This window comes from Dyella silvatica (assembly GCF_026283955.1).
GTDB classification, from domain to species: Bacteria; Pseudomonadota; Gammaproteobacteria; order Xanthomonadales; family Rhodanobacteraceae; genus Dyella_C; species Dyella_C silvatica.
In genome coordinates this window covers 1-24,811 of sequence record NZ_JAPDPE010000079.1, presented here as the reverse complement: position 1 = coordinate 24,811, position 24,811 = coordinate 1, and the positions used below count along the sequence as shown (strand labels likewise).

Below are 24,811 nucleotides of genomic sequence, written 5' to 3'. Positions count from 1 at the left end.
TCTTGAGCGCCATGCGGCTGGCGTTGATTGCCTTCACCGAGCCCATGGCGTTGCGTTCGATGCAGGGGATTTGCACCAGGCCGCCGATTGGGTCGCAAGTGAGGCCGAGATTGTGTTCCATGCCGATCTCGGCGGCGTTTTCCACCTGCAACAGGCTGCCGCCAAGTGCGGCGGTTAGGCCGCCGGCGGCCATCGAGCAGGCCACCCCGACTTCGCCCTGGCAGCCCACTTCGGCGCCGGAGATCGAGGCATTTTCCTTGTACAGGATGCCAATGGCTGCCGCGGTGAGCATAAAGTCGATGATCCCGTTCTCGTCCGATTTCGGGCAAAAGCGGTAGTAGTAGTGCAGTACGGCCGGCACGATGCCGGCGGCGCCGTTGGTTGGCGCGGTCACCACGCGGCCGCCGGCAGCGTTCTCTTCGTTCACCGCCAGTGCGTACAGGTTGACCCAGTCGAGAATAGTCAATGGGTCGCGCAGCGCGGCTTCGGGTTGGCTACGTAGCTCCTCGGCCATAGCCGGGGCGCGCCGCGCCACCTTGAGCCCGCCCGGCAGCACGCCGGGAGAACGCAGGCCGCGATTGACGCAATCTTGCATGGCCGTCCAGATGGTTAGCAGTCCGCTGCGGATCTCGGCCTCGCTGCGCCAGACCTTTTCGTTCTCCAGCATCAACTGAGCGATGGTGAGGTGGTGTTGCTCGCATAGCTTGAGCAGCTCGCCGCCGCTGGAGAACGGGTACGGTCGCTCCGTGGTGTCGGCGACGATGCGGTCTTCAGCTGCCTCATCGGGGTTGACGACGAAGCCGCCGCCCACCGAGTAATAATCGCGGGTGGCCAGCTCATGGCCTTCGGCGTCATAGGCCGAGAAGCGCATTCCATTGGTATGGAAGGGCAGTTTCTGGCGCTTGTTGAACACCAGGTCGCGCTTCTCGTCGAACTCGATCTCGCGCTTGCCCAGCAGGTTCAAGCGGCCGGTGCCGCGGATGCGTTGCAGAATCTCCGGTATGTGGTCGGGGTTGACCTTGTCCGGCCATTGACCTTCAAAGCCAAGCAGTACGGCTTTATCGGTGCCGTGGCCACGACCGGTCATGGCCAGCGATCCGTAGAGTTCGGCGCGCACCCGTGCGACCCGGTCGAGCACCCCTTTTTCTTCCAGCCAGTGCTCGCCGAAACGTGCCGCCGCCCGCATTGGGCCTACGGTGTGCGAGGAGGACGGCCCAATGCCGATCTTGAACAAGTCGAATACGCTGACGGCCATGGCGCTGCTGCTGGTGGCTGGGGGAACCCGCTATTCTACGCGTGCCCTACACGGTTGATAGTCATGCCCGGCCTGATTTTGTACCAACGCGATTACTGCCATTTATGCGATCAGGCACTGGCCGTCATGGCTGAGGCACGCGCACCGGATTTCGACAGTATCTGGGTCGACGATAGCGACGAGCTGGAGCAGCGCTATGGCACCCGCGTGCCGGTGCTGCGCGACTCGCTGGATGGCCGCGAGCTCGACTGGCCATTCGATGCGGCGGCCGTGCGCCGTTTCCTGGCGGTCGCCCCCTAAGGTGCTGGGTCATCTCGCGGCGATAAGCCTCAGCGCGACTTCAGCCGCTTGAGAATTTCTTCGCGCGCTTCGCGCAGGATCGAGTCGCGGTCGAGGCTGGCGACAATCTCGGCAACCGCACGTTTCGGGCCCAGTTCGCCCCATGATTTGCCGGCCACCAGATAACGCTCGGCGGCGCGGCCGATCAGCACCGTGGCATACCAGCCCAAGGCACCCTGGGCTGCCGCGGTCACCACCACGGACAGGCCTGCGCTAACCCCTTTGAGGCCGGAGGCGAGTAATTGCACGCCCCAGATCGCCCCCATCAGCGCGGCGAGCTGGGCGGAGATCACCGCGACCAGGCGGCCTGATTCGGCCCGGCTCAGCGGCAAGCCATACACCCGCGAGAGTTGCAGCACCATGGCGGCATCGAGCCCGGCAGCGGCGAGCAGGTCGGCAATCGGAATAGGGTTGAGTGCGACCGCTACGCCCTTGGCCAGGCAGTAGTGACGGATCAGCCGGCTGGCCAGGGCGCGGCGGCTTTCCGCGATACGCGCGCTGACCTGGTCGGTAAGCCGCCCGGCATAAAGGCCGGCATTCAACGCGGAAAGTGTCTTGCCTTCGCGCTGCGCAATCGCCAGCAATCGCTCACGCAAGGCGACGACCTCGGCGGTGCGTACTTGACGATGCGTGTGCTCGTGTCCCTGCGCGTCGGTATCGACGACGGTGCGTGGCGAAGGTTGCGCGGCCACCGCGATCACGTCTTCGTCGTGGATGAGGCCATGTACGCGCTGACGCAGATGCGTCAACAACGATTCGCGCTCATCGTCGCCGTAGCGATCGGCCTTGTTCAGGGCCAGCAGCAACGGACGCTGTGTGGCCGCCAGGGTTTTCAACGCATCGAGTTCGTCGCGGGTGAGGTCGCCATCGGCCACGAAAACCACCAGGTCGCTGACTTCGGCCACGTCAAAAGCCAGCCGTTCGCGCGCTTCGCCATCCAGTTCGTTGATGCCTGGTGTATCGATAAGCACTAGGCCGCCCTGGGCGGCTTCGTTCAACGGCGACAGATTCAGCGAGGCGTGCTCGGCGGTGGTAGTCGTGCCATGCAGCACGCCTACGGTAAACGCCTGGCGGCCCAGCAAGGCATTGCCCAGGGCCGATTTTCCGGCTGAAACCCGGCCGAATACCGCGACATGCAATTCTTCGCGCTCGATCCGCGCAAGCATCGATTCAATTCGCCCGAAATCGGTGGCGAGTTCGCTGCGGATGCTGGGCGGAATGGTCGGGTCATCAAGCAATTGCCGCAGGCTTTCGGCCACCTTGGCATGTGCCCCGCTGGCCCGTGCGCTGGCCGAAGGCGTGGTGGCATGGGCTGCGTCAGCTGGTTTCAACCAGCCGCGCAGTCGCTGCCACAACGTATCGGCCATGGTGCGTGGTGCTTACTTGGCGCTGAGTACGAGATGCGCGGTGACTTTGATGTCCGCGCCGATCACCGAGGTGTCGGAGTAGTCACCGCCGCCGACGCCGAAGTCGAGGCGCTTCACGGTGGTGGCGACGTCCAGTGTGGCACCGGTGCCCTGCGGCTTGAAGGTGACGTTGAGGCTGACCGGCTTGGTCACCCCGCGCAAAGTCAGGTTACCGTCGGCAATCACTTGCGCACCATTTTGATGAAAGCCAGTGCTGACGAAATGCGCTTTGGGAAATTTTGCGATGTTGAAAAAATCGGTGCCGGGCAGCGCGTTATCGCGATCATGATCACCGGTCTTGACACTGGCCAGATCCACCTCGACATCGAACTTTGACGCCGCCAGCTTGGCCGGGTCGTAGCTGATCGCGGCGGTCCACTTCTCAAAGCCGCCATCAAAGCCGGTGCCCTGGAAATTACCGCTGAAACCGAGCTTGCTCGATGCGGCCTGCACGTTGTAGTCAGCGGCGCTGGCGATGCCGGTCAGGCCCATGCCCAGGGCGATGGTAAGGCTTAGTGGCAACAGGTATTTCATGGTCTGACGTTTCATGAGGGGTCTCCTTGAGAAGTGGTCGATGCACGACGAACTTTGGTAAACGGAAGCATGCGGCGCAGCACGTTGTCCTTATCGAAGACATGATGCTTCAAAGCGGCGCCGGCATGCACAACCATTACCAGGATCAACAACCAGAACAAATACTCGTGAGCGGCGTGCGCCAAGGGTGCCAACGCATCGCTTTTTTCGGCCAGCGCCGGCACCGTGAATTGCTTAAACCATTGCAACGGGTAACCGTGCAACGAATTGAACAGCCAGCCGCTCAGCGGGACGGCTGCGATCAATACATACAACACACCGTGCGTAGCGTGAGCAGCAAATTGTTGCCAGCGCGGGGCCGGTTCATCGATAGGGCGACGGTCGATCAGGCGCCACAGCAGTCGCAGCAAAAACAAGGCGAGAATGGTGAGCCCGGCGGACTTGTGCAGCGCGTAGATATTGATCTTGCTCATCGACGGGCTCATGTCGGTCATCAATAAACCGACCGTGCCGATGCCGATAATGCCCAGGGCCATCAGCCAGTGAAAAAACTTGGCGACGAACCCCCATTGGTGGTCAGTGCTGCGCAGGCTCATGGTTGCTCCTTATTCGTTGAATCTGTTTGAACAGCGTCATCGCGAATCGCCTCCAGCTCCAGCCATACCGATACGCTCCGTCCGATCGAGCCCTGATTGGCGGTGATGCCGAAATCGGTGCGGTCTAGCATAGCGGTTGCGGAAAATCCGGCGACGGTATGCAGTCCGTAAATGGTTTTGGCGAGTCGATTCAGGGTGAACGACAGGCTTAGCGGGCGGGTTACCCCGCGCAAGCTCAATTGACCGTGCAACAGGCCATGCTGGTCATCCTTGCGCTCCACCGATGTGCTGACAAAGTGGGCATAAGCGGTGTGGCCACTGTCGAGAAAGTCGGGCTTGCCCACCGCTTTGTTCCAGGCTTCGTCGCCCATGTCCAGGCTGGCAAGGTCAATATCCAGCTCGGTGGCCGCCTTGCTCCAGTCATCCGGGTCAAAGCGCAACCAGCCCTTGGCGATGTGCAGCCGCCCGAAAGGGCGGGAGTAGCCGTTGTGATCGATGCTGAAAACGATTTGGCTGTGCACGGTATCGTAACGATAGCTTGCCTCGGCGGCGCGGGCCGCGGCCAACGGCAGCGTCGCCGATACAGCGAGCAGGAGGAGCTGGCTTGTCAGGCGCTTGAGCAACATGGGGCGCAGTCTGGCCGATCGGCTACGGCGATGCCAGCGCCGGCTTCCGAACAGATCGTTTCTGTCACGCGATGGCGGCATGGCCAAGGTGGCTCTTATGGCCGGCGCTTTCGACCAGGTGGAGCACGGAGCGTTCCGGCCCATCTCTCGACCGACGTTCCGGCAGCACGACCAAGTCGTGTCTGGGCACGCTTGAATGCCAGGCCGTGTCGATAGAGCGGCAGGCTTGGCTGGGTCGCGCGGCTGAAGGCTGGTAGCGAGACGGTCGGGCAGCCATGGACTATTTCTGCGCGGCATTTTTTAAAGCCCCGGCCTAGCGCACTCGAAGCGATGGTTGCGCGTCGATCTATCCGCCGATGTTGTCCATCGCCTCGCAGCTATCGGTTAAGCATGTGGGTCACATTTTCAGACCTGGCCCCTATCGGGATGTCGCATGGTCATGGACCATAGGCTGGCAGCCTACTCTCACGATTACATGACACGACAAATGTCATTCTCATCAGGGTGGCTTATGCTGTTATGCAGATGCACAGTATTCGTTCGAGGAGTCATCCTCGACAACCAGCTTCCGAAAACCATGCAGGGCAGCGCGCCCGTCTCGCTCGTGGAGGCATGGCGGTTCGGAAGATGTACGGTTCGACCCCTGCGAGCCGTACGCCGATGGGAGCGCTAGCTCCCGTCACCGTGACAGCAAATGGCGCGGTATGGCCCGGGTGTACAGACCCGGGCCATTTTTATCTAAGGATGGCTAACCGACCTCAGTGAAATCGGGCTTTGCTACTTAGCTTGTAAGCCACCAAATGGCGCAGCGTCTTGCAGAGCTCAGGGTGTTCCGCCCGCGCGGATCAAGCTCAACACTTCGTGGCAGGCACCCATCGTGTGGTAATCCGTTTTGCCGGCCGGGCTTTTTTCATCGTCGTATTTGCGGTTGTCCTGCGTGAGTATGCGATACCACGCGCCATACTGATGATCGACGAAGTGTTGCCAGGCGTAGTTCCATAGCTTGATGTACCACTCGTCGTATACCGCCTGGCCCGTACGCGCATGAAGCAGCGCCGCGGCGGCCAGCGATTCGGCCTGAACCCAGAAATACTTGTCGCCATCGCAGACGCTGCCGTCAGGGGCGAAGCCGTAGCAAATGCCGCCGTGGGTATCGTCCCAGGCGCGAGCCAGTGCCGTATCGAAAAGATGTTGCGCGGTCGGTAGCAGCCAGTGCTCTTCGCGGTTACGTTCGAGCAGCAGCGGTTCGAGAATAAGCAGCAGTTTGGCCCATTCGGTTTGATGGCCGGGCTGAAAACCCCAGGGACGGAACAAGTGCTTGGGATCGTCGCGATGATAATCCCAGTCGATATTCCACTGCGTGTCGTAGTGCTCCCACACCAAGCCTTGAGTCTTTGCCGTTTGGCGCCGGGTCATGTGGTCGGCAAGGGTGAGCGCACGGTCGAGATAACGCACCTCGTCGCTGGCTTGGTACGCCGCCAGCATCGCCTCGCACATATGCATGTTCGCGTTTTGGCCGCGATAGCTGGTGAAGTTCCACTGCGCGTCGGCTTCATCGCGGTAGAGGCCTGCGCTGGCGTCCCAGTAGCGTTGTTCCAGTAATTGCCAGGTTTCGTCCATCCAGGCCGCGGCTTCGGCGACACCGGCTTTCAATGCGCAGGAGTAAGCAAGCAGTACGAAAGCCACGCCGTAGGCGTGATTGGTGCGGTCCTCTGGCTTGCCGTCGCGAATCGTCCAGGCATAGCCGCCGGTGCTCGGGTCACGATGCACGCCGCGCAGGTAATCCAGGCCGTGCCGAACCTGATCGAGATACTCGGGTTTGGCGAACTCGATCGCCGCCATGGCGTAATTGAAGACGAAGCGCGTACTGCTGACCAAATGGCGATGGCTGCGATCGTAAATGGTGCCGTCATCTTTGAAATAGTGAAAAAAGCCGCCCGTCGGATCGATAGCTCGCGGGTGATAAAAAGCCATGCTTTGGGCGATGTGATTGCGCAGGAAGGTTTCGCTGCGAAAGTCGGGGGCGGTCGAGGTATTCATGCGTAAGCTTCCATAAAGGCGAGCACGTCGGTTTCGTTGGGCATGGCGGTGAATGAGCCCTGGCGGGTCACCGTAAGCGCCCCGCAGGCCGCGGCAAAACGCAAGGTGGCATGCAGGCGCGGCAGCTCGGTGACTAAGTGATTGAGCCGTTCGCTATGCGATTGATCCGGCGCGGCGTCGAGCGTAGCCAATCGGTGCAGCAGGCCACCGACAAAGGCATCGCCGGCGGCGGTGCTGTCCACCGCGGGCACAGCATAAATCGGCATTTCGCCATCGGCATCGGGATGGAACCAACGCAGCGGCTTGGCGCCATCGGTGACTACCAACAAGCGCGCCTGGCCGGCCCATAACTGTTCCAGGGTGGCCTCCTCACCATCGACGGCGAGATAGGCGAACTCCTCCGCACTGAGCTTGACCAGGTCGGCCAGATGCAAGGCAGGCCACAGCAATGGGCGCGGATCGCTATCTTGCGGCCACAAGGCCGGCCGCAAGTTGAGATCGAAGCTGACCAAGGCGCCCGCGGCGCGCGCACGGCGCATACCTTCGCGAGTGGCTTCGGCCAGGCTGGGGTCAGTCATGCTGTTGGAGCACACATGGAATACCGCGGCTTTCTGGAAGCTTGCTTCTTGGAAATGCTGCGCTCGCCATGCGCATCGAGCGTGACGAAGGCCAGCGCCGTATGCGCTTCGCTGGTACGCGCGACCGCCGTGCAATCGACCCCGGCCTCGGTGAGGCTATCGAAAAGAAAGTCCCCGAACAGGTCCTGGCCAAGCATGCCGGCGAAGGCGGCCGCACCGCCAAGCCGCGCCACGGCCACTGCGACATTCGCCGGCGCACCGCCGGCGAATGGCACGAAACTGCGTGGAAAACCTCGTGAATCTTGTCCCTCATTGTGAAAATCAATCAGCGCTTCGCCGAAGCAGAGGATGTTCCGTGGCATCAAGCAGTTCTCAATGGGTAAGTGTGGCGGTGTCGTGGATTCGCGAGCCGCGCAGGCCGTAGAACACGATGTAGGCGTAACAGAGCAAGGGCAGGAAGAATGCGTGCTGCACGCCGATGTGATCGGCAAACATGCCCTGCACATACGGCACGATGGCGCCGCCGACGATGGCCATGATGAGCAGGCTCGACGCCTTGCCGGTCAGTGGACCCAGGCGTTCGATGCCCAGCGCGAAAATGGTCGGAAACATGATCGAGTTGAACAGGCCGATGGCAACCACGCTGTACACCGCGGTCATGCCTTGGGTCAGCATGGTGGTCGTGACCAGCAGCATGTTGACGGTGGCGAACGCGGCCAGCAGCTTGCGCGGCGACAGCCGTACCATCAACGCCGAGCCGATCAGGCGGCCGATCATGGCGCCGAGCCAATAGGTCGACACGTAGTGAGTCGCTTCCTGTTCGCTCATCTGCCCGATATTGGGCAGCGACAGATAATTGACCATGAAGCTGCCGATGGAGACTTCGGCGCCGACGTAGAAAAAGATCGCCAACACACCAAACAGCACATGCGGGTGGCGTAACGCATCGCTCAGCGTGTGATGGGATGCACTGGCTTGCTCAGTGGTCCCGGTCAGTGCGGGCATATTGAATAACCACACGCCGACGGCGAGCAGCAGCAACACGACGCCAAGCCCGACATAGGGCAGTTTGACCACATCAGACTGATGTTCGCGATACGCCTTCAGCCGGTCGCTGACGCTAGTTGGCAGGCTGTCGCGAAACTGCTTGAGCTGAGTCGTTTGCGCATCGTCGAGATGGGACGCGGTGAGGCTGTCGAGCGCCTTGGCCAAGGGTTCGGCGGGCAGCGCCGCCAGGCGGTCGGCTGACTGGGCATGCAAGATGGCGAGTAGCTTGTCACTGGGCAGCTTATCGAGCACGGCGCCGAGCAGGGGCGGAGTCAAGCGATCGCTTTGGGTGATCAGCGCATCGGTGGGAAGGTTGGCCAAGGTCGATCCGGCGATACCGCCTAGCGCAGCGGCAAGGCGATCGGCAGGGGCTTGTTGCATCGTCTGAATGGCTTGGGCTGCAGGTTGCTCATTCAAACTGTTGATGAGCTGGGTGGTCTCGGGTGCCTCCTGGACCTCTTTCGGAATGGCCGAAGAGACCGCCGCCAGAATCAGCAGTCCGCCGAGATAGGGCGCCAGCGTGGTGCCCAGCGAATTGAGCGCCTGCGCCAGGGTCAGCCGGCTTGAGCTGGTGCGTTCGGGGCCAAGCAGGGCGACATACGGATTGGCCGCGACCTGCAATACCGTAATGCCTGTCGCCAATACGAACAGCGCACCGAGAAACGCCTCATAAGAATGCAATTGCGCCGCGGGCCAGAAACCGAAAGCACCCACCGCCGCAATGGTGAGGCCGGCGACGATGCCACGTTTATAGCCTAGTGCCGCTACCAGTCGGCCTGCGGGCAACGACATCAGAAAGTACGCACCGAAAAACGTGAACTGCACCAGCATGGCGCGGGCGTAGTTCAGTTCGAACACTGCTTTCAGATGCGGAATCAGGATGTCGTTGAGGCAGGTGAGAAAGCCCCACATGAAAAAGATCGTGGTGATCACCCCCATCGCCAGCGGAAAATCGGTATAGCGCGCGCTTTCGGCGCCGCTCGACGTGGATGGGGTGGACGATGCCGAAGGTGGGGCGGTGAAGGCCATGAGCGTTCCTTGTGCGAATCAGGACGAACGAGGTGGGGCGCTGCTTTCACGCACGACGAGTTGCGCGGGGGCGACGATGAAGCTGGTATCGGCTTCGGGTTCACGCAGCCGGACCAGAATGGTTCGCGCTGCCTGCCGCCCGCGTTCGCGCGGGCCGGTGGCCAGCGTGGTCAGGGCCGGCGTGCTGAAGGCGGCTTCGGCGACATCGTCAAAGCCGGTAACGGCGAAGTCGCGGCCAGGCTGCAAGCCGCGCTGATTCAGCCCCAGCATCAGGCCCAGTGCAACGGCGTCGTTGTAGCAAACGGCGGCGGTCGGTGCAGGCTCATGGGTGAACAGCTCGCCGCAACGATGAGCGGCATCCAGGCGAGTCGGTGCGGTCTCGACACGCCATTGCGATGCCATCGTCAAACCTGCCGCCGTCATCGCCTCGACATAGCCGGCATGGCGTTGACGACATGAACTGGAATCGCGATGGCCGCCGAAGAAGGCAATGCGTTTATGCCCTTGCGCAATCAGATGCTCGGTGGCGAGGCGGGCGCCACGCTGGTTATCCAGCATCAGGCGATCCCAATGGGCGAACTCCGGCAGGCTGCCGCCGAGTTCGCGGTTGAACAGCAGCAACGGTGTCTGCGCACCGACAGTGGCCAGCACTTGTTGCGCGTCGCTGCCTTCGGCCGGGGACAAGATGATGCCGCCGGGGCCATGCTCGATCAGCGAAGCCAATACCGCTTGTTCGCGCTCGATGGATTCACCGGTACTGCCCAGCAAGGTGACAAACCCCGCGGCTCCCAGGGTTTCGTCGACGCCAGCGGCGAATTCGGCGAAGAAGGGGTTGGCCAGTTCGTTGAGTACCAGCGCGATACTGGACGAGGTGCGTCGTCGTAGATTGGCGGCGGCACGGTTGTAGACATAGCCTTGGCGGCGTAACTCCGCTTCGACTTTGGCGCGGGTGAGCTTATTCACCAGCGGGCTGCCCCGTAAAACCAGGGACACGGTTGCGCGTGACACTCCGGTGCTGGCGGCGATGTCAGTCAAGGTGACCTTACGGCGTATCGGTGTGATGCTTTCCATCGTGATTGTCTCGATTGGAACGATCTAAATGTAACTACAGTTAGGTACACGGTCTATCGCGCAGCGCAACATGACGCTGTTATCAGGCGATGGTAGCGTGCGGCTTTTGTAACGATCTAAATCTTTGCATGGGGCATGGCAAAGGGGCGTTAGTGAAATCGTAAATTCATGCGTTTCGAACGAGCAGGCAACACGCTGATACGACGGCTGTCGGCAAGCCGTACGTTTGTTTCTTGCGCAGACGGAATCACTGAAATACAGCGTTTCGTTGCTCATCCCCCATCCCCGTTCCCCCACGTCCCTGCGTAAAGGTAACTCGTATGGCTATCCGTCTACCGTTCCCTTGGTTACTGAGTCTACTGACCGCCGCCATCAGTTTGTCGCCGCAGTTTGCCGGGGCGGCGACGTCGGGCCATGCCAGCGAAGTGGATCCGCGCATCGGCACCGGTGGCGACGGACATACCTTCCCTGGCGCAACGGTGCCGTTTGGCATGATCCAGCTGTCGCCCGATACCGGCATGCCCGATTTCAAGCATGGCTATAAATGGGCTGCAGGCTATCAGTATGGCGATACCAGCATCATGGGTTTCTCGCATACGCATTTCTCGGGTTCGGGTCATTCGGATCTGGGCGATGTGTTGCTTATGCCGATCAGTGGCGCGGTGCGTCTGGAACCCGGTGACCCGGCCCAGCCGGGCAGCGGTTACCGTTCGCGCTTCAGCCACGACAGCGAAAAGGTCGAAGCGGGCTACTACGCCGTTACTCTGAGCGACTACAACGTACGGGCCGAACTCGCCGCTGGTCGTCGCATTGGCTGGCATCGCTATAGTTTTCCCACTGGGCAGCCGGCGCATGTGCTATTGGACCTGCGCCCAAGCATCTACGACTACCCCGGCAAAGTTTTGTGGAGCAGTTTGCGCGTGCATGAAGACGGCACGGTGACCGGTTGCCGCCAGACTCGCGGCTGGGCACCGGGACGCGAGCTGTGTTTCGCCATGCGTTTCTCGCAGCCGATGCAGTCGCGTACCTTGTACGACCGCGAGACCGAGCAAGCCTACAAAGGCTTCAAGGGGCCCGGGCATCAAGCAGAAGATCACGATGCGCAGAATGGCCGCGCCCTGGTCGGGGTGTTCGATTTCGGCGCATTGAAAAAACCACTGGGAGTAAAGGTGGCGCTTTCGACCGTGAGCGAGGCCACTGCGCTAGCCAATCTCGACGGCAGCGATGGCCAGGGCTGGGATTTCGATGCGCGTCGCGGCGAAGCCTATGCCGCGTGGAACAAAGCCTTGTCAGTGATCGATGTCGAGGCTACGGCAGCGATGCGCAGCAACTTCTATACCTCGCTTTATCACGCGATGCTGTCGCCGACGTTATCGATGGATGCCAATGGCGACTATCGCGGGCCAGATCATCAAGTGCATCGTGCCGATGGATTCGAGTTCTACTCCACCTGGTCGCTATGGGATGTCTACCGTGCCCAGCAGCCCTTGATGGCGCTGTTGCTGCCTCATCGCAGTACCGATTTCATCCGCTCGCTGATCGCCGCACGTGAGGCCAGTCCCTTTGGCATCTTGCCGGTGTGGGCGTATCAGGGGCTGGAGACCTGGTGCATGATCGGCTACCACGCGGTGCCGGTGATCGCCGATGCCTACATCAAAGGTGTGCGCGGGTTCGATGCACAAAAAGCCTTGGACGCGATGGTCGCCAGTGCCAGCTATGCGCCGTACGGCGGCTTGGGCGAGTATATGAAGCTCGGCTACGTGCCGATCGATAAAGAGCCCGAGGGCGCATCGAAGACCTTGGAATACGCCTACGACGATTGGTCGCTGGCACAAATGGCCAAGGCGATGGGCAAGAGCGAGGTGGCGAAAACGTTTGCGCAGCGCGCGACCAACTGGCGCCATGCCTACGATGCGAAGACCGGTTTTATGCGCGCACGCAAGAGCGACGGCAACTTCCGTGAGCCTTTTGACCCGGATGCGGCCGGCTATGGCAGCGACTACACCGAGGGCAATGCCTGGCAATACTCCTGGTATGTGCCGCAAGACGTCGCCGGCCTGATCGCCGCGATGGATGGCGACGCAACTTTCGTCCGCAAGCTCGACAGTGTGTTCGACGCCAAGGTCGACCCCGCCCATTTCGAGCACGTCGAAGACATCACCGGGCTGATTGGCTGGTATGCGCACGGCAATGAGCCCAGCCATCACCTTGCATACTTATATGACTATGCCGGTTCGCCATGGAAAACCCAGGCGCGCCTCAAGCAAATCATGGATAGCCAATATGCACCCAAGCCCGACGGCCTGGCCGGCAACGACGACCTTGGCCAGATGTCCGCGTGGTACATCTTTACCGCGCTGGGTTTCTATCCGGTGACCCCGGCCAGTGACGAATACGCTATTGGCCGGCCGTTCGTCTCGCGAGCGACCTTGCACCTGGCCAATGGCAAAGACTTCATCGTCAGCGCGGCGCCGGTGGATGATGCACATCCTTATGTGGGGCAGGTCACTCTCAACGGCCAGCCGCTAAGCCGGGTATTTTTACGTCACGGCGAGATTGTCGCCGGCGGCGAGCTGCACTTTACGATGCAGGCCGAGCCGAACCGCGAGTGGGGGCAGGCGGCGGCGAGCCGGCCCACGGCCATGAGCGCTTATCCCTAGAGAGGCAAGTGCGCAGAGTCTGAAGTCTGTAGCAAGGTCATGGTCGTTCGCGTGCCTCGATGGATGGGGCCGCTGTTTTTGCTTTCCGCACATTGAGTTATTCAACGCTTCTCGACCGTATGGCCCTAGCCTCCGCATAGGCATATCTGTAACCATGCGCGGGTGCATCGGAGGCATAGCCGGTGATTCGTAGGGGCATGAAAGACTCAGTGGTATTGCGCTGGCGCGTAGGCGGATTGTTGCTTGCGGTGTTAGTCATCGTTGCGTTGCCTTATGCGGTGACGCGTAGCGGTGCGCGCGATGCACTCAAAGCGGGTGAGCAAGTAACTCGCTCGTCCGAGGTGAAATCGCTTACGTACCAGATCGCCTATGAAACCCGCGACAGCGAGGCGGCGTTGTATCGGATGCTTAATGGCGATACCGATCCGCTGATCCAGGCCCGCGCCGAGCAGACCGGCAAGAACGTGCCGGCCCTGCTGGGCAAGCTACGGGAAATGACCCGCGAAAACCCCGATCAACAAGTATTGATCGGTGCGCTTGGCGCCCGCGTCGATGGGCGCCTGGAGCGTATGCAGCAGGCCATGCTGCAGCATAAAAAGGGCGACAACGTGGCTGCCAATCAGGCCATGCGCGACGCCGGCATCCTGTTCAAGATGGACGATGTGGTCGAGGGTATTGTCCGCAATGAGGACGCCACCTTACTCAGTCGCCGCACTGAGGCCCACCGCCAATCGCTCAATAGCAGCCTGGTGCTGGGCATTACCGCGGTGGCGCAAATCGTCTTGCTGGCGATCGTGGTGATTGTCTCCGAACGGCAGATTGGCCGGCGCCTGCAAGCGGAGGTGCGCGAGAGCCTGGCGATCAAGCGCTCGCAGTTAATCGTGCAGGCGGTGCGCGAGCCGATTGCCTTGCTCGATGCCAATTTGCATACCTTGCTGGTGAATGCGGCCTTCGGCGAATTGTATGGTTTGCCCTATAGCCAGGGGCATGCGCAGACCCAGTCATTGCCTTTGGCCGAGCTGGGCTATGGCGCCTGGAGCGACAGCGCGTTGATACAACGGCTCAACGACGTGTTGCTGCTGGACCGCGAACTATGGGATTACGAGCTGATCCAGCGCACCGTCGATGGCATCGATCGCCATGTGGTGATCAATGCACGGCGTTTGGCGCAGGACGATAGCGGTGACCCGGTGCTGCTGTTGACGGTAAGCGATATCACCGCGCGAGCGCTGGTCGAGCATCAGGTCAAAGAGCTTAATCGCCAACTCGAAGGCAAGGTGCAACAAGTCTCCGATGTCAATCGCGAACTGGAGGCCTTTAGTTATTCGGTGTCGCACGACTTGCGTGCGCCGTTGCGGCACATCGCCGGCTTTACCGACAAGCTGGAACGGCACCTCAATGAGCAGGCGGACGAATCGTCGCGGCACTATTTACAGGTGATCAGCGATGCAGCCCATCGCATGGCTTTATTGATTGACGACTTGCTGGTGTTCTCGCGACTGGGCCGTGGCGCGCTACGGCTGCAGCCGGTGGATATGCGGGCGCTGGTCGACGAAGCTCGTGTGCTGGTCGAGGCTGAGGCGCAGGATCGCCAGTTGCTGTGGCACATCGAGCCGCTGCCCATCGTCATTGGCGACGAGAACATGCTGCGCACGGTCTGGCAGAACATGCTCGGCAATGCGGTCAAATACACCGGCCAGCGCGAGGTAGCGCGGATCGAAGTGCGCATGGTGCGCGGCAATGAGGGCGAGTACGAATTTATCGTGGCGGACAACGGCGCCGGTTTTGACATGCAATACGCCGACAAATTATTTGGTGTGTTCCAGCGGCTGCATCGCGCGTCGCAGTTCCCCGGCAATGGTATCGGTTTGGCCAATGTACAACGCATCATCACCCGGCACGGCGGGCGGATCTGGGCGCATGCCGAGCTAGGTATGGGGGCGCGTTTTCATTTCACCTTGCCAGCCTCTGATCTGGCCGAGACGTTCGCCCAGGAACGTTCATGATGTACCGTCATCTGCGCACCATCTTGCTGGTCGAAGATAGCCTGGCGGATGCCGAGCTGGTTGTCGATGCGCTGCGTGAGGTCAAGCTGGACCATTCGCTCATACACGTCGAGGATGGCGTGGACTGCATGGACTATCTGCAGTGCCGTGGCGAATGGAGCGCGCGTGAGCCGGTCAATCCGGTCGTGGTGTTGCTGGATATCAAGATGCCGCGAATGGATGGTCTGGAGGTGCTGACCCGGATGCGCGGCGATGAACGGCTACGGCGGGTGCCGGTGGTGATTTTGTCGTCGTCGCGTGAAGAAAGCGATCTGGCTCGCGGTTGGGATCTGGGCGTGAATGCTTATGTGATCAAATCGGTCGACGTCAGCGAGTTTCTGGAATCAGTGCGAACATCGGCGCAATTTTGGGCAGTGTTGAATCAAGGTCCGGGCGAGGAGTGAGGGTGGTGCTTATCGGTAGCAAGAATGCAGGTGCAGACAAAGTCGTGACGGCAAGCGCAGTTTCGACCATCCTTGTCTGACCTTGTTGCTTGAAGCCCATTTGTGGTTCCCCGTCGCTGCAGGAGTTTCTTTCCGTGCCAGAGAAGCAAAGCCGAGCATTGCTGCCTTGTGTGCGCATTTTGCAGGTCGAAGACAGTCGCCCCGATGCCGAACTGGTGTTATCGGAGTTGGATGCCGATGCGATTGAATACACTGTGCAGGTCGTCGATGACGAGGCGGGTTATCTTGCCGCGCTGGCGGATTTCAATCCGGATATCGTGCTATCCGATTTGAGCCTGCCCGGCTTCTCCGGGCGGCGCGCGCTGGAACTGTTGCGGGAGCGCAATCAGGATCTGCCTTTTATTTTCGTGTCCGCCCGGCTTGGCGAAGAGGCGGCGATCGAAGCCCTGCGCAATGGCGCGACCGATTACATCCTCAAGCAGAACATCGCCCGTCTGGCCAGCGCGGTACGCCGTGCCTTGCGCGAGGCCGAGGCGCAGCGAGCGCATTTGCGCGCCGAGGCCGAATTGATTCGGGCGCAGCGCTTCGAGAGTTTGGCCATGCTTGCCGGTGGGCTGAGTCATGACTTGCGCAACTTGTTACAGCCTTTGTTGCTGGCCGGCGATAGCTTGCAAGATTATCAAGACGATCCACGGCTGGCCCGGCTCGGTGCCTTAGTGCGCGATTGCGGCAAGCGTGGCCTGGACATGGTGCAGTCGATGCTTTCATTCGCGCGCGGTGCGCATCGCGCCGAACAGGTGCGGCTGGGCGCCTTGCTCGACGCGCTTGGTTTGCTCATGCAAGGCAGCGTGCCCAAGACCGTCACCTTGGAAATCGAGGCCGAAGATCCCGAGCTTTGCTTTGAAGGCAACCATACGGAGCTGCAACAGTGCCTGCTTAATCTCTGCCTCAATGCTCTGCAGGCGATGCCGGCGGGCGGTATCTTGCGGGTCGAGGCGGCGCCCGTTACGTTGCCGGTGGGCTTTTTCCGCAGCGGAGAAGACGCCCCGCCGGGACGCTATCTGTGCCTGACCGTCGCCGATACCGGCATCGGCATGGGGCAGGAGGTGCTTGAGCGGTTATACGAACCGTTTTTCACCACCAAGATCACCGGTACCGGCCTGGGCTTGCTGTCGTGCAAACGCATCGTGGCCAGTCACAACGGCATTATGCGGGTAGACAGCGTGCCTGGCAGCGGCACACATTTCTATTTGTATATACCGTTGATCGAACCGCGCAGCGACGCCGCTGAACAAGACGAGCAGGACAACCTGCAAGGCAGCGGTGAGCGCATCCTGGTGGTGGTGGAAGAAGCCGCGCAGCTGTCGCTGCTGGTCGATACCTTGGACGCCTGGGGTTATCAGGCGCATGCCAGTCAGAGCGGCACCGCTGCCTTGCAGTGGATCGAGGCGCAAGGTGTGCCGGACGCGGTCGTGGTCGATGCCGATATGAGCCTGTTCACTGGCGTGCGTACCTTGGCCGCCTTGATCGAACATGGTTATCGCGACACGGCTATTTTACTGACCCGGCCAGACACCCCGCCGGACCTGACCGGCTTGCCTGCGTTGCGGCATATCTACCAGATCGAAAAGCCGGTCTCGGCACGCAGCCTGCTGCTGACCTTGCGCGAAGTGCTGCAAGGCCGCTGATAGTCATGCTTGGTTTTCAGCTGGCCCCTATTCACCGCATGCGGTGAATAGGGCGGCGTTCGCTGTTTAGTCGATGCCGAGCTTTTTCAGCTTATAGCGCAGGGCACGAAAGGTGATGCCGAGTTTTTTGGCAGCGGCGGTCTTGTTGTAGCGGGATTCTTCCAGCGCCTTGATGATGGCGGTGCGCTCAAGGTGGCTGATGTAGTCGTCGAGTCCGCCATCGCTGGTGGGGGCCGCCGCCGGTAGGGCCGGCGGCGCTGCGGGGGCGGCGGACTCCGCAACAGTGCCCACCTGGCTACGCGGTGCGCGCTGCGGCAGCATCAAATCGATAGCGTCGATGGTGTCGCCGTCGCACATCGCCATGGCGCGTTCGAGAATATTCTCGAGTTCACGCACATTGCCGGGAAAATCATATTCTTCCAGCGCGCGTTGCGCCGCCGGCTGCAAGTGTCCCGCCGCCGCACCACTCTTGGCGGCGAGCTGGCGCAAGATGAAAGCGGCCAGCAGCGGCACATCGCCGCGCCGTTCACGCAACGGCGGCACGCATAACTCGATCACATTGATTCGATAGAACAAATCCTGTCGAAACTGGCCCAGGTCAACCAGTGCACCGAGATTCTTATGGGTGGCGGAGAGAATCCGCACATCCACCGGAATTTCGTCGCGGCCGCCGATCGCGCGCACGGCTTTCTCTTGGATCGCGCGCAGCAGCTTGACCTGCATATGCAGGGGCAGCTCGGCCACCTCGTCCAGGAACAAGGTGCCGCCATGCGCGGCCTGAAACAGCCCTTCCTTATCGCTTACGGCGCCGGTGAAGCTGCCTTTGCGATGGCCGAAGAACTCGCTTTCCATCAGTTCGGAGGGGATTGCGCCGCAGTTCACCGGTACAAAAGGGCCGCCCGCACGCGGGCCTTGCTCGTGAATCAGTCGGGCCACCAGCTCTTTGCCGACGCCCGATTCGCCGGCGATGTACACCGGGGCCTGATTGCGTGCGAGCTTGGTGATGGTGGCGCGAACCTGCTGCATGGCTGGCGAGTCGCCCACCAGCCGGTCGCCGCTGCTGCCGGTTTTGGCGGCAGCGAGATCGTTGCGTTTTTCTTCGGCCAGCTTCAGCGCGGTGCGCACCAGTTGGCGCAGCATCTGGATGTCGACCGGCTTGGAGACAAAGTCGAAGGCGCCTGCCTTGAGGGCATTCACGGCGGCGTCGACATTGCCATAGGCGGTAATCATGGCAACTGGCGTATCGGCATGGTGGGTGGCGATCAGCTCGATCACCTCCTGGCCATTGCCGTCAGGCAGCCGCATGTCGGTAAAACATAGGTCGTAACTGTGTTCGGCCAGTGCGCGTCGAGCCTCGGTCACTGTTCCTACCGCATCCACGCGCAGATCCATCCGGCCTAGCGTGATGGTAAGCAGTTCGCGAATGTCGCGTTCGTCGTCGATGACCAGTACGGTCTGTTGGCTCATGCGCTTCAAGCTGGGATGTAATCGTCACAAGAATACCCGGCGCCTCTCCGAGGGGCAAAGGCTGTGGCACTCGTATTGCTTGGAAACTTGGCCGTGGTGTCCACGAAGTCGCTTGGGTCAGCTACGTGATATGAAAAATGTGATGCGCATCAAGGACAACAGTAAAGAAGCAGGACTCGTGCTCCGGTTAGCCCTCACCTCCTGGTGGCAGGAGCGAGAGGCGCGCTCAATGACCCAGATGGCGTTCGAAGAACTTCACGATCACCTCGTAGGCCTCTTTCGACTCCGGCAGTTCTGGCGCGGAAAAGAAAGATGCCATATGCCATCCCATACCTGCAGCTCACTATCGACCCCGGCCCGGGTCGGCAGGGTGTCGCTTCGTATCGCCGAGCTCATGGCGAAATCGCGTGTGCCGGTGATCAGCAATGTCGGGGGAGACTTGGCCGGCAGGGCGGGCGATACGCCAGGAAGCACTTGCGGATCGGTGGCATTGGCGCTCGACGCTGGCGTCGCGGCAAGTAAGGCATGGCACTGACCTGCGAGTAATAGCTGCGCCCCAAGCCGTCGGCGAGTCATGCGCTTGGACATAGGCTTTCTTTCTGGCATGTGATCAGAGCTGTGCGGCGCTCAGCCTATGTCTCGGCCATACAGCTCAGGGGCGGCTTTTAATCGATCGCGCAGCCAGCAGTAGCCAGTTGCGATTCGCGCTTGAACACAAACAACGCGCCGATGATTGCTGCCATGGGAATCAGCGTGGTGTAGAACGCGCTTTCACCGCCGATGTGGGCGAACACCATGCCGGTGATGAACGATCCCAGCGTGCCGCCCAGCGCGGAAAACACCACGATAAGCCCGGTCATGGCGGCGTGTCTTTCGGTGGGCAAGGTACTCAGCATCACTGAGTTGATCACCGGGTAGATCGGCGCCATCAACAAGCCGATCAGTGGCAGCAGATAAGCTACCAGCGGCGCATTGAGCCAGTTCACATCAGGCTGCAGCTGCACCCGCGCGGCCATCGGCAATACCAGCAATACCAAGGCGGCCATGGCGATGACGCAGCCGTTTAGCAGGTAGTACCAGGAGATCCGCCGCAGCAAATAACCTGCGATCAGCCTTCCCAGCGCCAGTGCGCCGGCATAGATGCTGGCCACTTGCACGCTCATCGCCGGTGGCAGATGAAGAATCTCGCGGTTGAACGTGGGCAGCCAGGTACCCAGGCTTTGTTCGATCAGCACGTACATGAAAATTGACAGTACGAAGGCGTAGATCAGTGGCTTGAGCAAGAGCCGCAGCATGTCGATAAAAGCGCCATGTTGACTTGGCGCAATCGTCTTGGCGGCGGACTCGTCCAGTCGCGCCGCAAGCAATATCAGGATGACCAGCACGCAAGCGCCGACCAGCACCCAATACACGTTGACCCAGTCGAGCCGGGCGGGATCGTGCGGATCGATATAAGCGCCGAACAGCCAGTAGCCACACAGCACGCCCAGCATGAACAGGCCTTCGATGATGTTCATCAGGCTGGCGTGATGCTGGCGGTTTTCGGTCAGCAGGCCGATCGAGGAATACACGCTGACCTTGACCAGCGCAAAAGTCACGCCGATCACCACGAACAATAATTTGGTCATGGCAAAACTTGGCGCCAGTGCCATCAGTGCACAGGCGATGCCGACTAGCGCGTGTGCCAACACCATCGAGCGGCGATAACCCAGGCGCGGTAGATACGAGGCGGCGACGAACGACACCGTAGCGATCGACAAATCCTTGCACGCCTCCAGAATGCTGCCGCTCTGTTTGGCGATGCTGAAGCTGAGAATACTTTGCATGATGACGGTGCCGACGCTGTTCAACAGCACCGCGTAAATCATGTAGCTCAACCCCAGCGAGGCAATGATCAGGCCTCGATTCAAGCGCACTCAAGATTCTCCTCGGCCTTCGTGCATCGAAGCGGCCGGGCCGATGGCCATGGCCGCAAGGGCCGGCGCGACGATGCGCGCCGGTTCATCGCGGTGCTGTCCTTAGAAACGATACAACGCCGAGAGCTGGTAGCTGCGACCGAAGATAGCGCGGCCGTAGACGATATTGCCGCTGCTAGCCCCGCCCAGTACGCGGTTGTTGCCTTCGGTCAGTCCCAGCTGGTTGGTGATATTGCTGCCAGTGAGGCGCAGGTTGAAGTGCTCGCCGATGTCTGCCTCGGCACCGATATCCAACGTGTAATACGAGGGCAGTATCTGGTTATTGGCCAGATCGCCATAGCGCTGGCCGACATGAAACCCCAGTCCGTAGGAATGAAGTAGCTCGGCATGACCCGGTATTGCAGCTTCGGCTGGCGCTGCACCTGGTTATTCGAGTACTGGCCGTAGTTGTCGTAGTGCGCGTTGGTGTAGTCGCCGGTGGCGCTTATCTGGAAGTTCTCGGTGGGACGGATGCTGGTCTCGAACTCCACACCCTTGGCGCTGGTGGTGCCGGCCAGCGTCACGTTGACCAAGCCATTCGGGCCTTGCACAAAGGCCTGGAAAGGCAGATTGCTGAAGCGGTTGTAGAAGCCAGTCAAGTACACGCTATAGAACTTGTTCTCACTCTTTAAGCCTAGCTCGTACTGCTTCACTTTCTGGACCTGTGGCGTGCCGCCCTGGATGTCATCGAACGAGGGAAACAACTGGCCGGAGTTCAGGCGGATAAAGGCCGAGGTGTGATCGGTGAAGCTGTAGTTCGCGCCAGCCGTCCACGAGGCATGCGAGGAGCTTTGCTTGAACTGGGTGAACTGCCCGTTCAATACCGACGCAGTGTTGTTATAGACGGTGAGCGGATTGCCATCGAGATCTACCGTGCGGTTGCCCTGGCTGCTGCCGCTGGCATGCTGGTTTTCCATGCGCACGCCGACGTCGAGCAGCCAGCGGTCTACCTTCCACTGATCGCTGAGATAGCCTGCTACGTTGCGGCCGCTCCATGCTTCCGCGAAGGCGTAGGTAGCCGGGCCGCTGAAACCGTTGTGCGAAATCTGCGCGCCATTATTGAGCGTGACGTCGACCAGTCGCGCGTTGTTCTGCAGGGTCGTCAGTACATTGTTGCCTAGATACCACTGGTCGCGTGTGCCATAGCTGGCGAAGTAGGCGCCGGCCGTCAAGGTATTGCCTTCGAACAACTCCTTGTTAACTCGCAGCTCATCGCTAAACGAGCGGATTTGCTTCTTGACCGACCATAGGCCGGTTTGCAGCACCAACTGGTTCGGATCGAGCGCCTGACCGCCGTGGGTATATACCGCCGTGCCACTGCTAGCCATGCCGCCGGCCGCCACGATGGCCGGGTTGGCGTTAGCGCTGGCGATCGAGTCATTGATGAATGATGAAATCGTCTGTGGCGGCGCCGAGCCGTTGAACAAGGCCGTGGTCGGCACGCTGCCGCGGACGAAGTTGGCGCGGTTGCTTACCGACCAGCCATCGCCGAACTTCCAGTCGAACTTCGAGCCATAAGTGTTCAGATTCATGCCACGGCCCTTGGCGAGATCCGTACTAAGCGTGCCTGGGGTGCTGCCCGGCGTCACCTGAATATTCGTGTGGCGCAAGTCGTTACCGAGCAGGGTGTCGCTGCTGGGATCGAAGGCATCCAGGCGATGCAATTTGCCATTGATGCTGACCATCGGTGAGGAAGTGAGGAAGGCATTGTCATCGTTGGTGTGGCGTGCCGAGAACGAGAACGAGCCGTTGTCGTTGTCGAACTTGTGCGTGAGGATGCCTTCAAGCTGGCCGCCACGGTTGATCGGAAATTGGGAGTCGTGCACGCCATCGCCTTTGCGAGCGAAGCCGCCGCCAGCAAAGTACCAATCCTTGGCGATCTGCCCGCCCCAGTACGCATCGAGACGATAAAGATTTTTGGTGCCGACGGTGGCGCGCACGGTGCCCGCGCCTTCCGGCGTGCTGGTGCCGTCTTTCTGGATGAAGTTGACGGTGGCGCCGGGCTGGCCCGAAGAGAAAATCGGGCTTGGCCCGCCGCGAAGCACTTCAACACGTTCGATGCTGTCGTCGAGACGAAACAGGTCAGGTGTGCTCATAAAGGACAGGCCGGAGCTGCCATACAGCGGCGAGCCATCCAGTTCGGCAGTCACGAAACGCGCATCGCCCGCGCCGGGAAAGCCGCGCACGAAGACATTGGCGCCGGTCTGGCCACCGCTGGATTCCACCCACACGCTGGGCACGGCTTTGAGCAGGTCGGCGGTGCTCGACGGTGCGATGTCTTTGATGTCGTCAGCCGACAGAGTGGAGATCGCATAACTGGCATCGATCTTCTTGATGCCGCCCGTACTGGCCGCGCCGGTAACGACGACTTGGTCCAGGGTCTTGATGTCCTGCTTGTTGCCTTTGCTGGTCTTGGCGTCAGACGCCTTGCTATCGGCAGGGGCCGATTGATCCTGTGCGTGGACAGTGCCGACCATCAATGCGGCAACAATGGCCGCGGCTAGCAGTTGTCGAGTCATACCTTGGCTGTTCATGCTTGTTCTCCCCAACCTTGACTGGCTTGCTTATGTAGTGATGTGCGTCGAACCGGCTTGTGCTGCCGGCGTCTGGTGTTCGCCATGCAAGAAATTTTCGATGCGAAACACGTCCAGGCTAGGTAGTACCGTTTCGGCCTGTGCCAGCGCCAACGGGCTACCTATACCAACCGCGACCATGCCCGCCGCGTGAATGCTGGCGACACCTGCTGCGGCGTCCTCCACGCCGAGGCAGGATTGCGGTGTGACACCCAGCCCTGCGGCGGCGGCTAGGAAAATTTCTGGATCGGGCTTGGAGTGCTGAATGCGTCCGGCATCGACGATGTAATCGAACAGTCCGGCAATTCCCAGGCGTTCGAGCAGCAGCGGAGCGTTGCGGCTGGCCGAGGCGAGGCCGATCTTTAGTCCGGCTGCACGACTCGATTCAATCGCCGCACGCGCGCCGGGTAAGAGTTGCTGTGGTCCGAACTCTTGGATTTGTTCTTTGTAGTAATCGTTTTTGCGTTCGCTGAAGGCGAGTTTCTCGGCTTCGTTATAGGTGCGGTTTGCGCCTTCGAGCAGAATGTCCAGCGAGCCGCGGCGATCCACACCCTTGAGTCGTTCGCCGAGGCTTTGGTCGAACGGCACGCCTATTTCCGCGGCCAGCCGTTTCCAGGCGGCATCATGTACGACAGCCGTATCCGCAATCACGCCATCGAGATCGAAGATCACCGCTTGCAGTGGTGTGTGCTTGCCGGCGCTGCTGCCTGCGAGCGGCAACTGCAAGGTTTCGCCTGCCCGTAGCTGCTGTGCGTTGCCGTTGTGGCGAAAGCTCAATGCATCGCCACGACCCAGGCTATAGATCACACCCTGGCGATCCACGGTGACGCGTAGTTGCGCATCGTGCCAGCGTAGGCCGAAGCGATAACCGCTCCATGCTTGCGGTAATCGTGGTGACAGCGATGGCATGCCGTCGCTGACGCGCAAGCCGCCAAAGCCCCAGGTCAAGGCCAGCCAGCTGCCGGCCATGGCAGCCATGTGCACGCCATGCGCTGCGTTGCCATGCAGGTCATCGAGATCCACACGCAAGGTGTCGAGAAAGTAGTGGTAGGCCTTGGCTGGCTCGTCGATTTCAGCGGCAATGACGCTGAAGGTCGAAGCTGACAGGGTGGAGTCATGCACGGTGACGCCTTCGTAGTAATCGAAGTTGCGTCGCTTGGCCGCGCGGTCCACCGTTTCGCCAGCCAGCATCAAGGCCAGCAAGGCATCGGCCTGCTTGCATACCTGATGGCGATAAATGCTTAGCGGATGAAGCTGCAGCAAGAGTGGACGCTTGCCTTCCGCACCAGCATCGCTGACATCGGCGTGAGGCAGACGCGGCTTGTCGAGAAAGCCATCGTCTTGCGGGAAAATGCCCAGCTGGCTATCCACCGGCAAATACATCGCTTCGCCAGCGCGTTGCCATGCGCCGATTTCATCGTCACCAAGCTGGATCCGTGCGCACAGGGCGGCATAAGCGGAGGGTTCGTTTTTAGCCATCCAGGCCGCAGTCGCATGC

16 protein-coding genes and 3 pseudogenes are annotated in these 24,811 nt (G+C 60.7%); 5 read left to right on the top strand and 14 right to left on the bottom strand.

Features of this window, described 5'->3' with window-relative positions:
- A partial coding sequence (locus tag OUZ52_RS15445; RefSeq protein WP_266159407.1) for an L-serine ammonia-lyase occupies positions 1-1,255 on the bottom strand: 1,255 nt, incomplete at its 3' end.
- A 63-nt stretch (positions 1,256-1,318) separates the two neighbouring features.
- Between OUZ52_RS15445 and OUZ52_RS15440 the strand changes: the two genes are divergently transcribed.
- A complete protein-coding gene (locus tag OUZ52_RS15440; protein ID WP_266159406.1) occupies positions 1,319-1,555 on the top strand; it encodes a glutaredoxin family protein in 237 nt (78 codons plus the stop codon).
- A 29-nt stretch (positions 1,556-1,584) separates the two neighbouring features.
- On the opposite strand, the gene OUZ52_RS15435 is transcribed toward OUZ52_RS15440, so the two are convergent.
- The 9 genes and pseudogenes from OUZ52_RS15435 to OUZ52_RS15395 all read right to left on the bottom strand — a co-directional run bounded on the left by OUZ52_RS15435 (position 1,585) and on the right by OUZ52_RS15395 (position 10,521).
- Positions 1,585-2,961, bottom strand: a complete 1,377-nt coding sequence (locus tag OUZ52_RS15435) for a GTP-binding protein (RefSeq protein ID WP_266159405.1) — start codon at positions 2,959-2,961, stop codon at positions 1,585-1,587.
- A gap of 12 nt (positions 2,962-2,973) precedes the next feature.
- Complete coding sequence (locus OUZ52_RS15430) at positions 2,974-3,492, bottom strand: YceI family protein (RefSeq protein WP_425493861.1); 519 nt, start codon at positions 3,490-3,492, stop codon at positions 2,974-2,976.
- 53 nt (positions 3,493-3,545) lie between these two features.
- The gene (locus OUZ52_RS15425) at positions 3,546-4,130 is read right to left on the bottom strand and encodes a cytochrome b (RefSeq protein ID WP_266159402.1); all 585 of its coding nucleotides are present in this window, start codon (positions 4,128-4,130) and stop codon (positions 3,546-3,548) included.
- Positions 4,127-4,756: a YceI family protein gene (locus tag OUZ52_RS15420; RefSeq protein WP_266159400.1), complete on the bottom strand. Its 630-nt coding sequence runs from the start codon at positions 4,754-4,756 to the stop codon at positions 4,127-4,129. Before OUZ52_RS15420 ends, OUZ52_RS15425 begins: the two co-directional genes overlap by 4 nt.
- A gap of 822 nt (positions 4,757-5,578) precedes the next feature.
- Complete coding sequence (locus tag OUZ52_RS15415; RefSeq protein WP_266159398.1) at positions 5,579-6,796, bottom strand: AGE family epimerase/isomerase; 1,218 nt, start codon at positions 6,794-6,796, stop codon at positions 5,579-5,581.
- Positions 6,793-7,736: pseudogene (locus tag OUZ52_RS15410) on the bottom strand (carbohydrate kinase family protein). Before OUZ52_RS15410 ends, OUZ52_RS15415 begins: the two are co-directional and overlap by 4 nt.
- Positions 7,737-7,746: 10 nt before the next feature.
- A pseudogene (gene gluP, locus OUZ52_RS15405) lies at positions 7,747-8,475 on the bottom strand (glucose/galactose MFS transporter); the annotation flags it as partial.
- A 428-nt stretch (positions 8,476-8,903) separates the two neighbouring features.
- A pseudogene (locus tag OUZ52_RS15400) lies at positions 8,904-9,360 on the bottom strand (MFS transporter); the annotation flags it as partial.
- A 108-nt stretch (positions 9,361-9,468) separates the two neighbouring features.
- Positions 9,469-10,521: a LacI family DNA-binding transcriptional regulator gene (locus tag OUZ52_RS15395; protein WP_266159397.1), complete on the bottom strand. Its 1,053-nt coding sequence runs from the start codon at positions 10,519-10,521 to the stop codon at positions 9,469-9,471.
- A 320-nt stretch (positions 10,522-10,841) separates the two neighbouring features.
- Here OUZ52_RS15395 and OUZ52_RS15390 point away from each other — a divergent pair, with 320 nt between their 5' ends.
- The 4 genes from OUZ52_RS15390 (at position 10,842) to OUZ52_RS15375 (ending at position 17,318) form a co-directional block, all read left to right on the top strand.
- Positions 10,842-13,181: a GH92 family glycosyl hydrolase gene (locus tag OUZ52_RS15390; RefSeq protein ID WP_266159396.1), complete on the top strand. Its 2,340-nt coding sequence runs from the start codon at positions 10,842-10,844 to the stop codon at positions 13,179-13,181.
- A gap of 197 nt (positions 13,182-13,378) precedes the next feature.
- Positions 13,379-15,187: a sensor histidine kinase gene (locus OUZ52_RS15385; RefSeq protein ID WP_266159395.1), complete on the top strand. Its 1,809-nt coding sequence runs from the start codon at positions 13,379-13,381 to the stop codon at positions 15,185-15,187.
- Complete coding sequence (locus tag OUZ52_RS15380) at positions 15,184-15,630, top strand: response regulator (RefSeq protein WP_266159394.1); 447 nt, start codon at positions 15,184-15,186, stop codon at positions 15,628-15,630. The genes OUZ52_RS15385 and OUZ52_RS15380 overlap by 4 nt, the downstream gene beginning before the upstream one ends.
- A 134-nt stretch (positions 15,631-15,764) precedes the next feature.
- A complete protein-coding gene (locus OUZ52_RS15375; protein WP_266159393.1) occupies positions 15,765-17,318 on the top strand; it encodes a response regulator in 1,554 nt (517 codons plus the stop codon).
- Between the two features lie 66 nt (positions 17,319-17,384).
- On the opposite strand, the gene OUZ52_RS15370 is transcribed toward OUZ52_RS15375, so the two are convergent.
- From OUZ52_RS15370 to pgmB, 4 genes are all read right to left on the bottom strand, one after another.
- Positions 17,385-18,785, bottom strand: coding sequence for a sigma-54-dependent transcriptional regulator (locus OUZ52_RS15370; protein ID WP_266159392.1), 1,401 nt, complete (start codon positions 18,783-18,785; stop codon positions 17,385-17,387).
- 665 nt (positions 18,786-19,450) lie between these two features.
- Complete coding sequence (locus tag OUZ52_RS15365; protein WP_323135358.1) at positions 19,451-20,701, bottom strand: MFS transporter; 1,251 nt, start codon at positions 20,699-20,701, stop codon at positions 19,451-19,453.
- A gap of 209 nt (positions 20,702-20,910) precedes the next feature.
- A complete protein-coding gene (locus OUZ52_RS15360; RefSeq protein WP_266159391.1) occupies positions 20,911-23,274 on the bottom strand; it encodes a TonB-dependent receptor in 2,364 nt (787 codons plus the stop codon).
- 30 nt (positions 23,275-23,304) lie between these two features.
- On the bottom strand, positions 23,305-24,811 hold a 1,507-nt coding region (gene pgmB, locus OUZ52_RS15355; protein ID WP_266159390.1), incomplete at its 5' end, for a beta-phosphoglucomutase.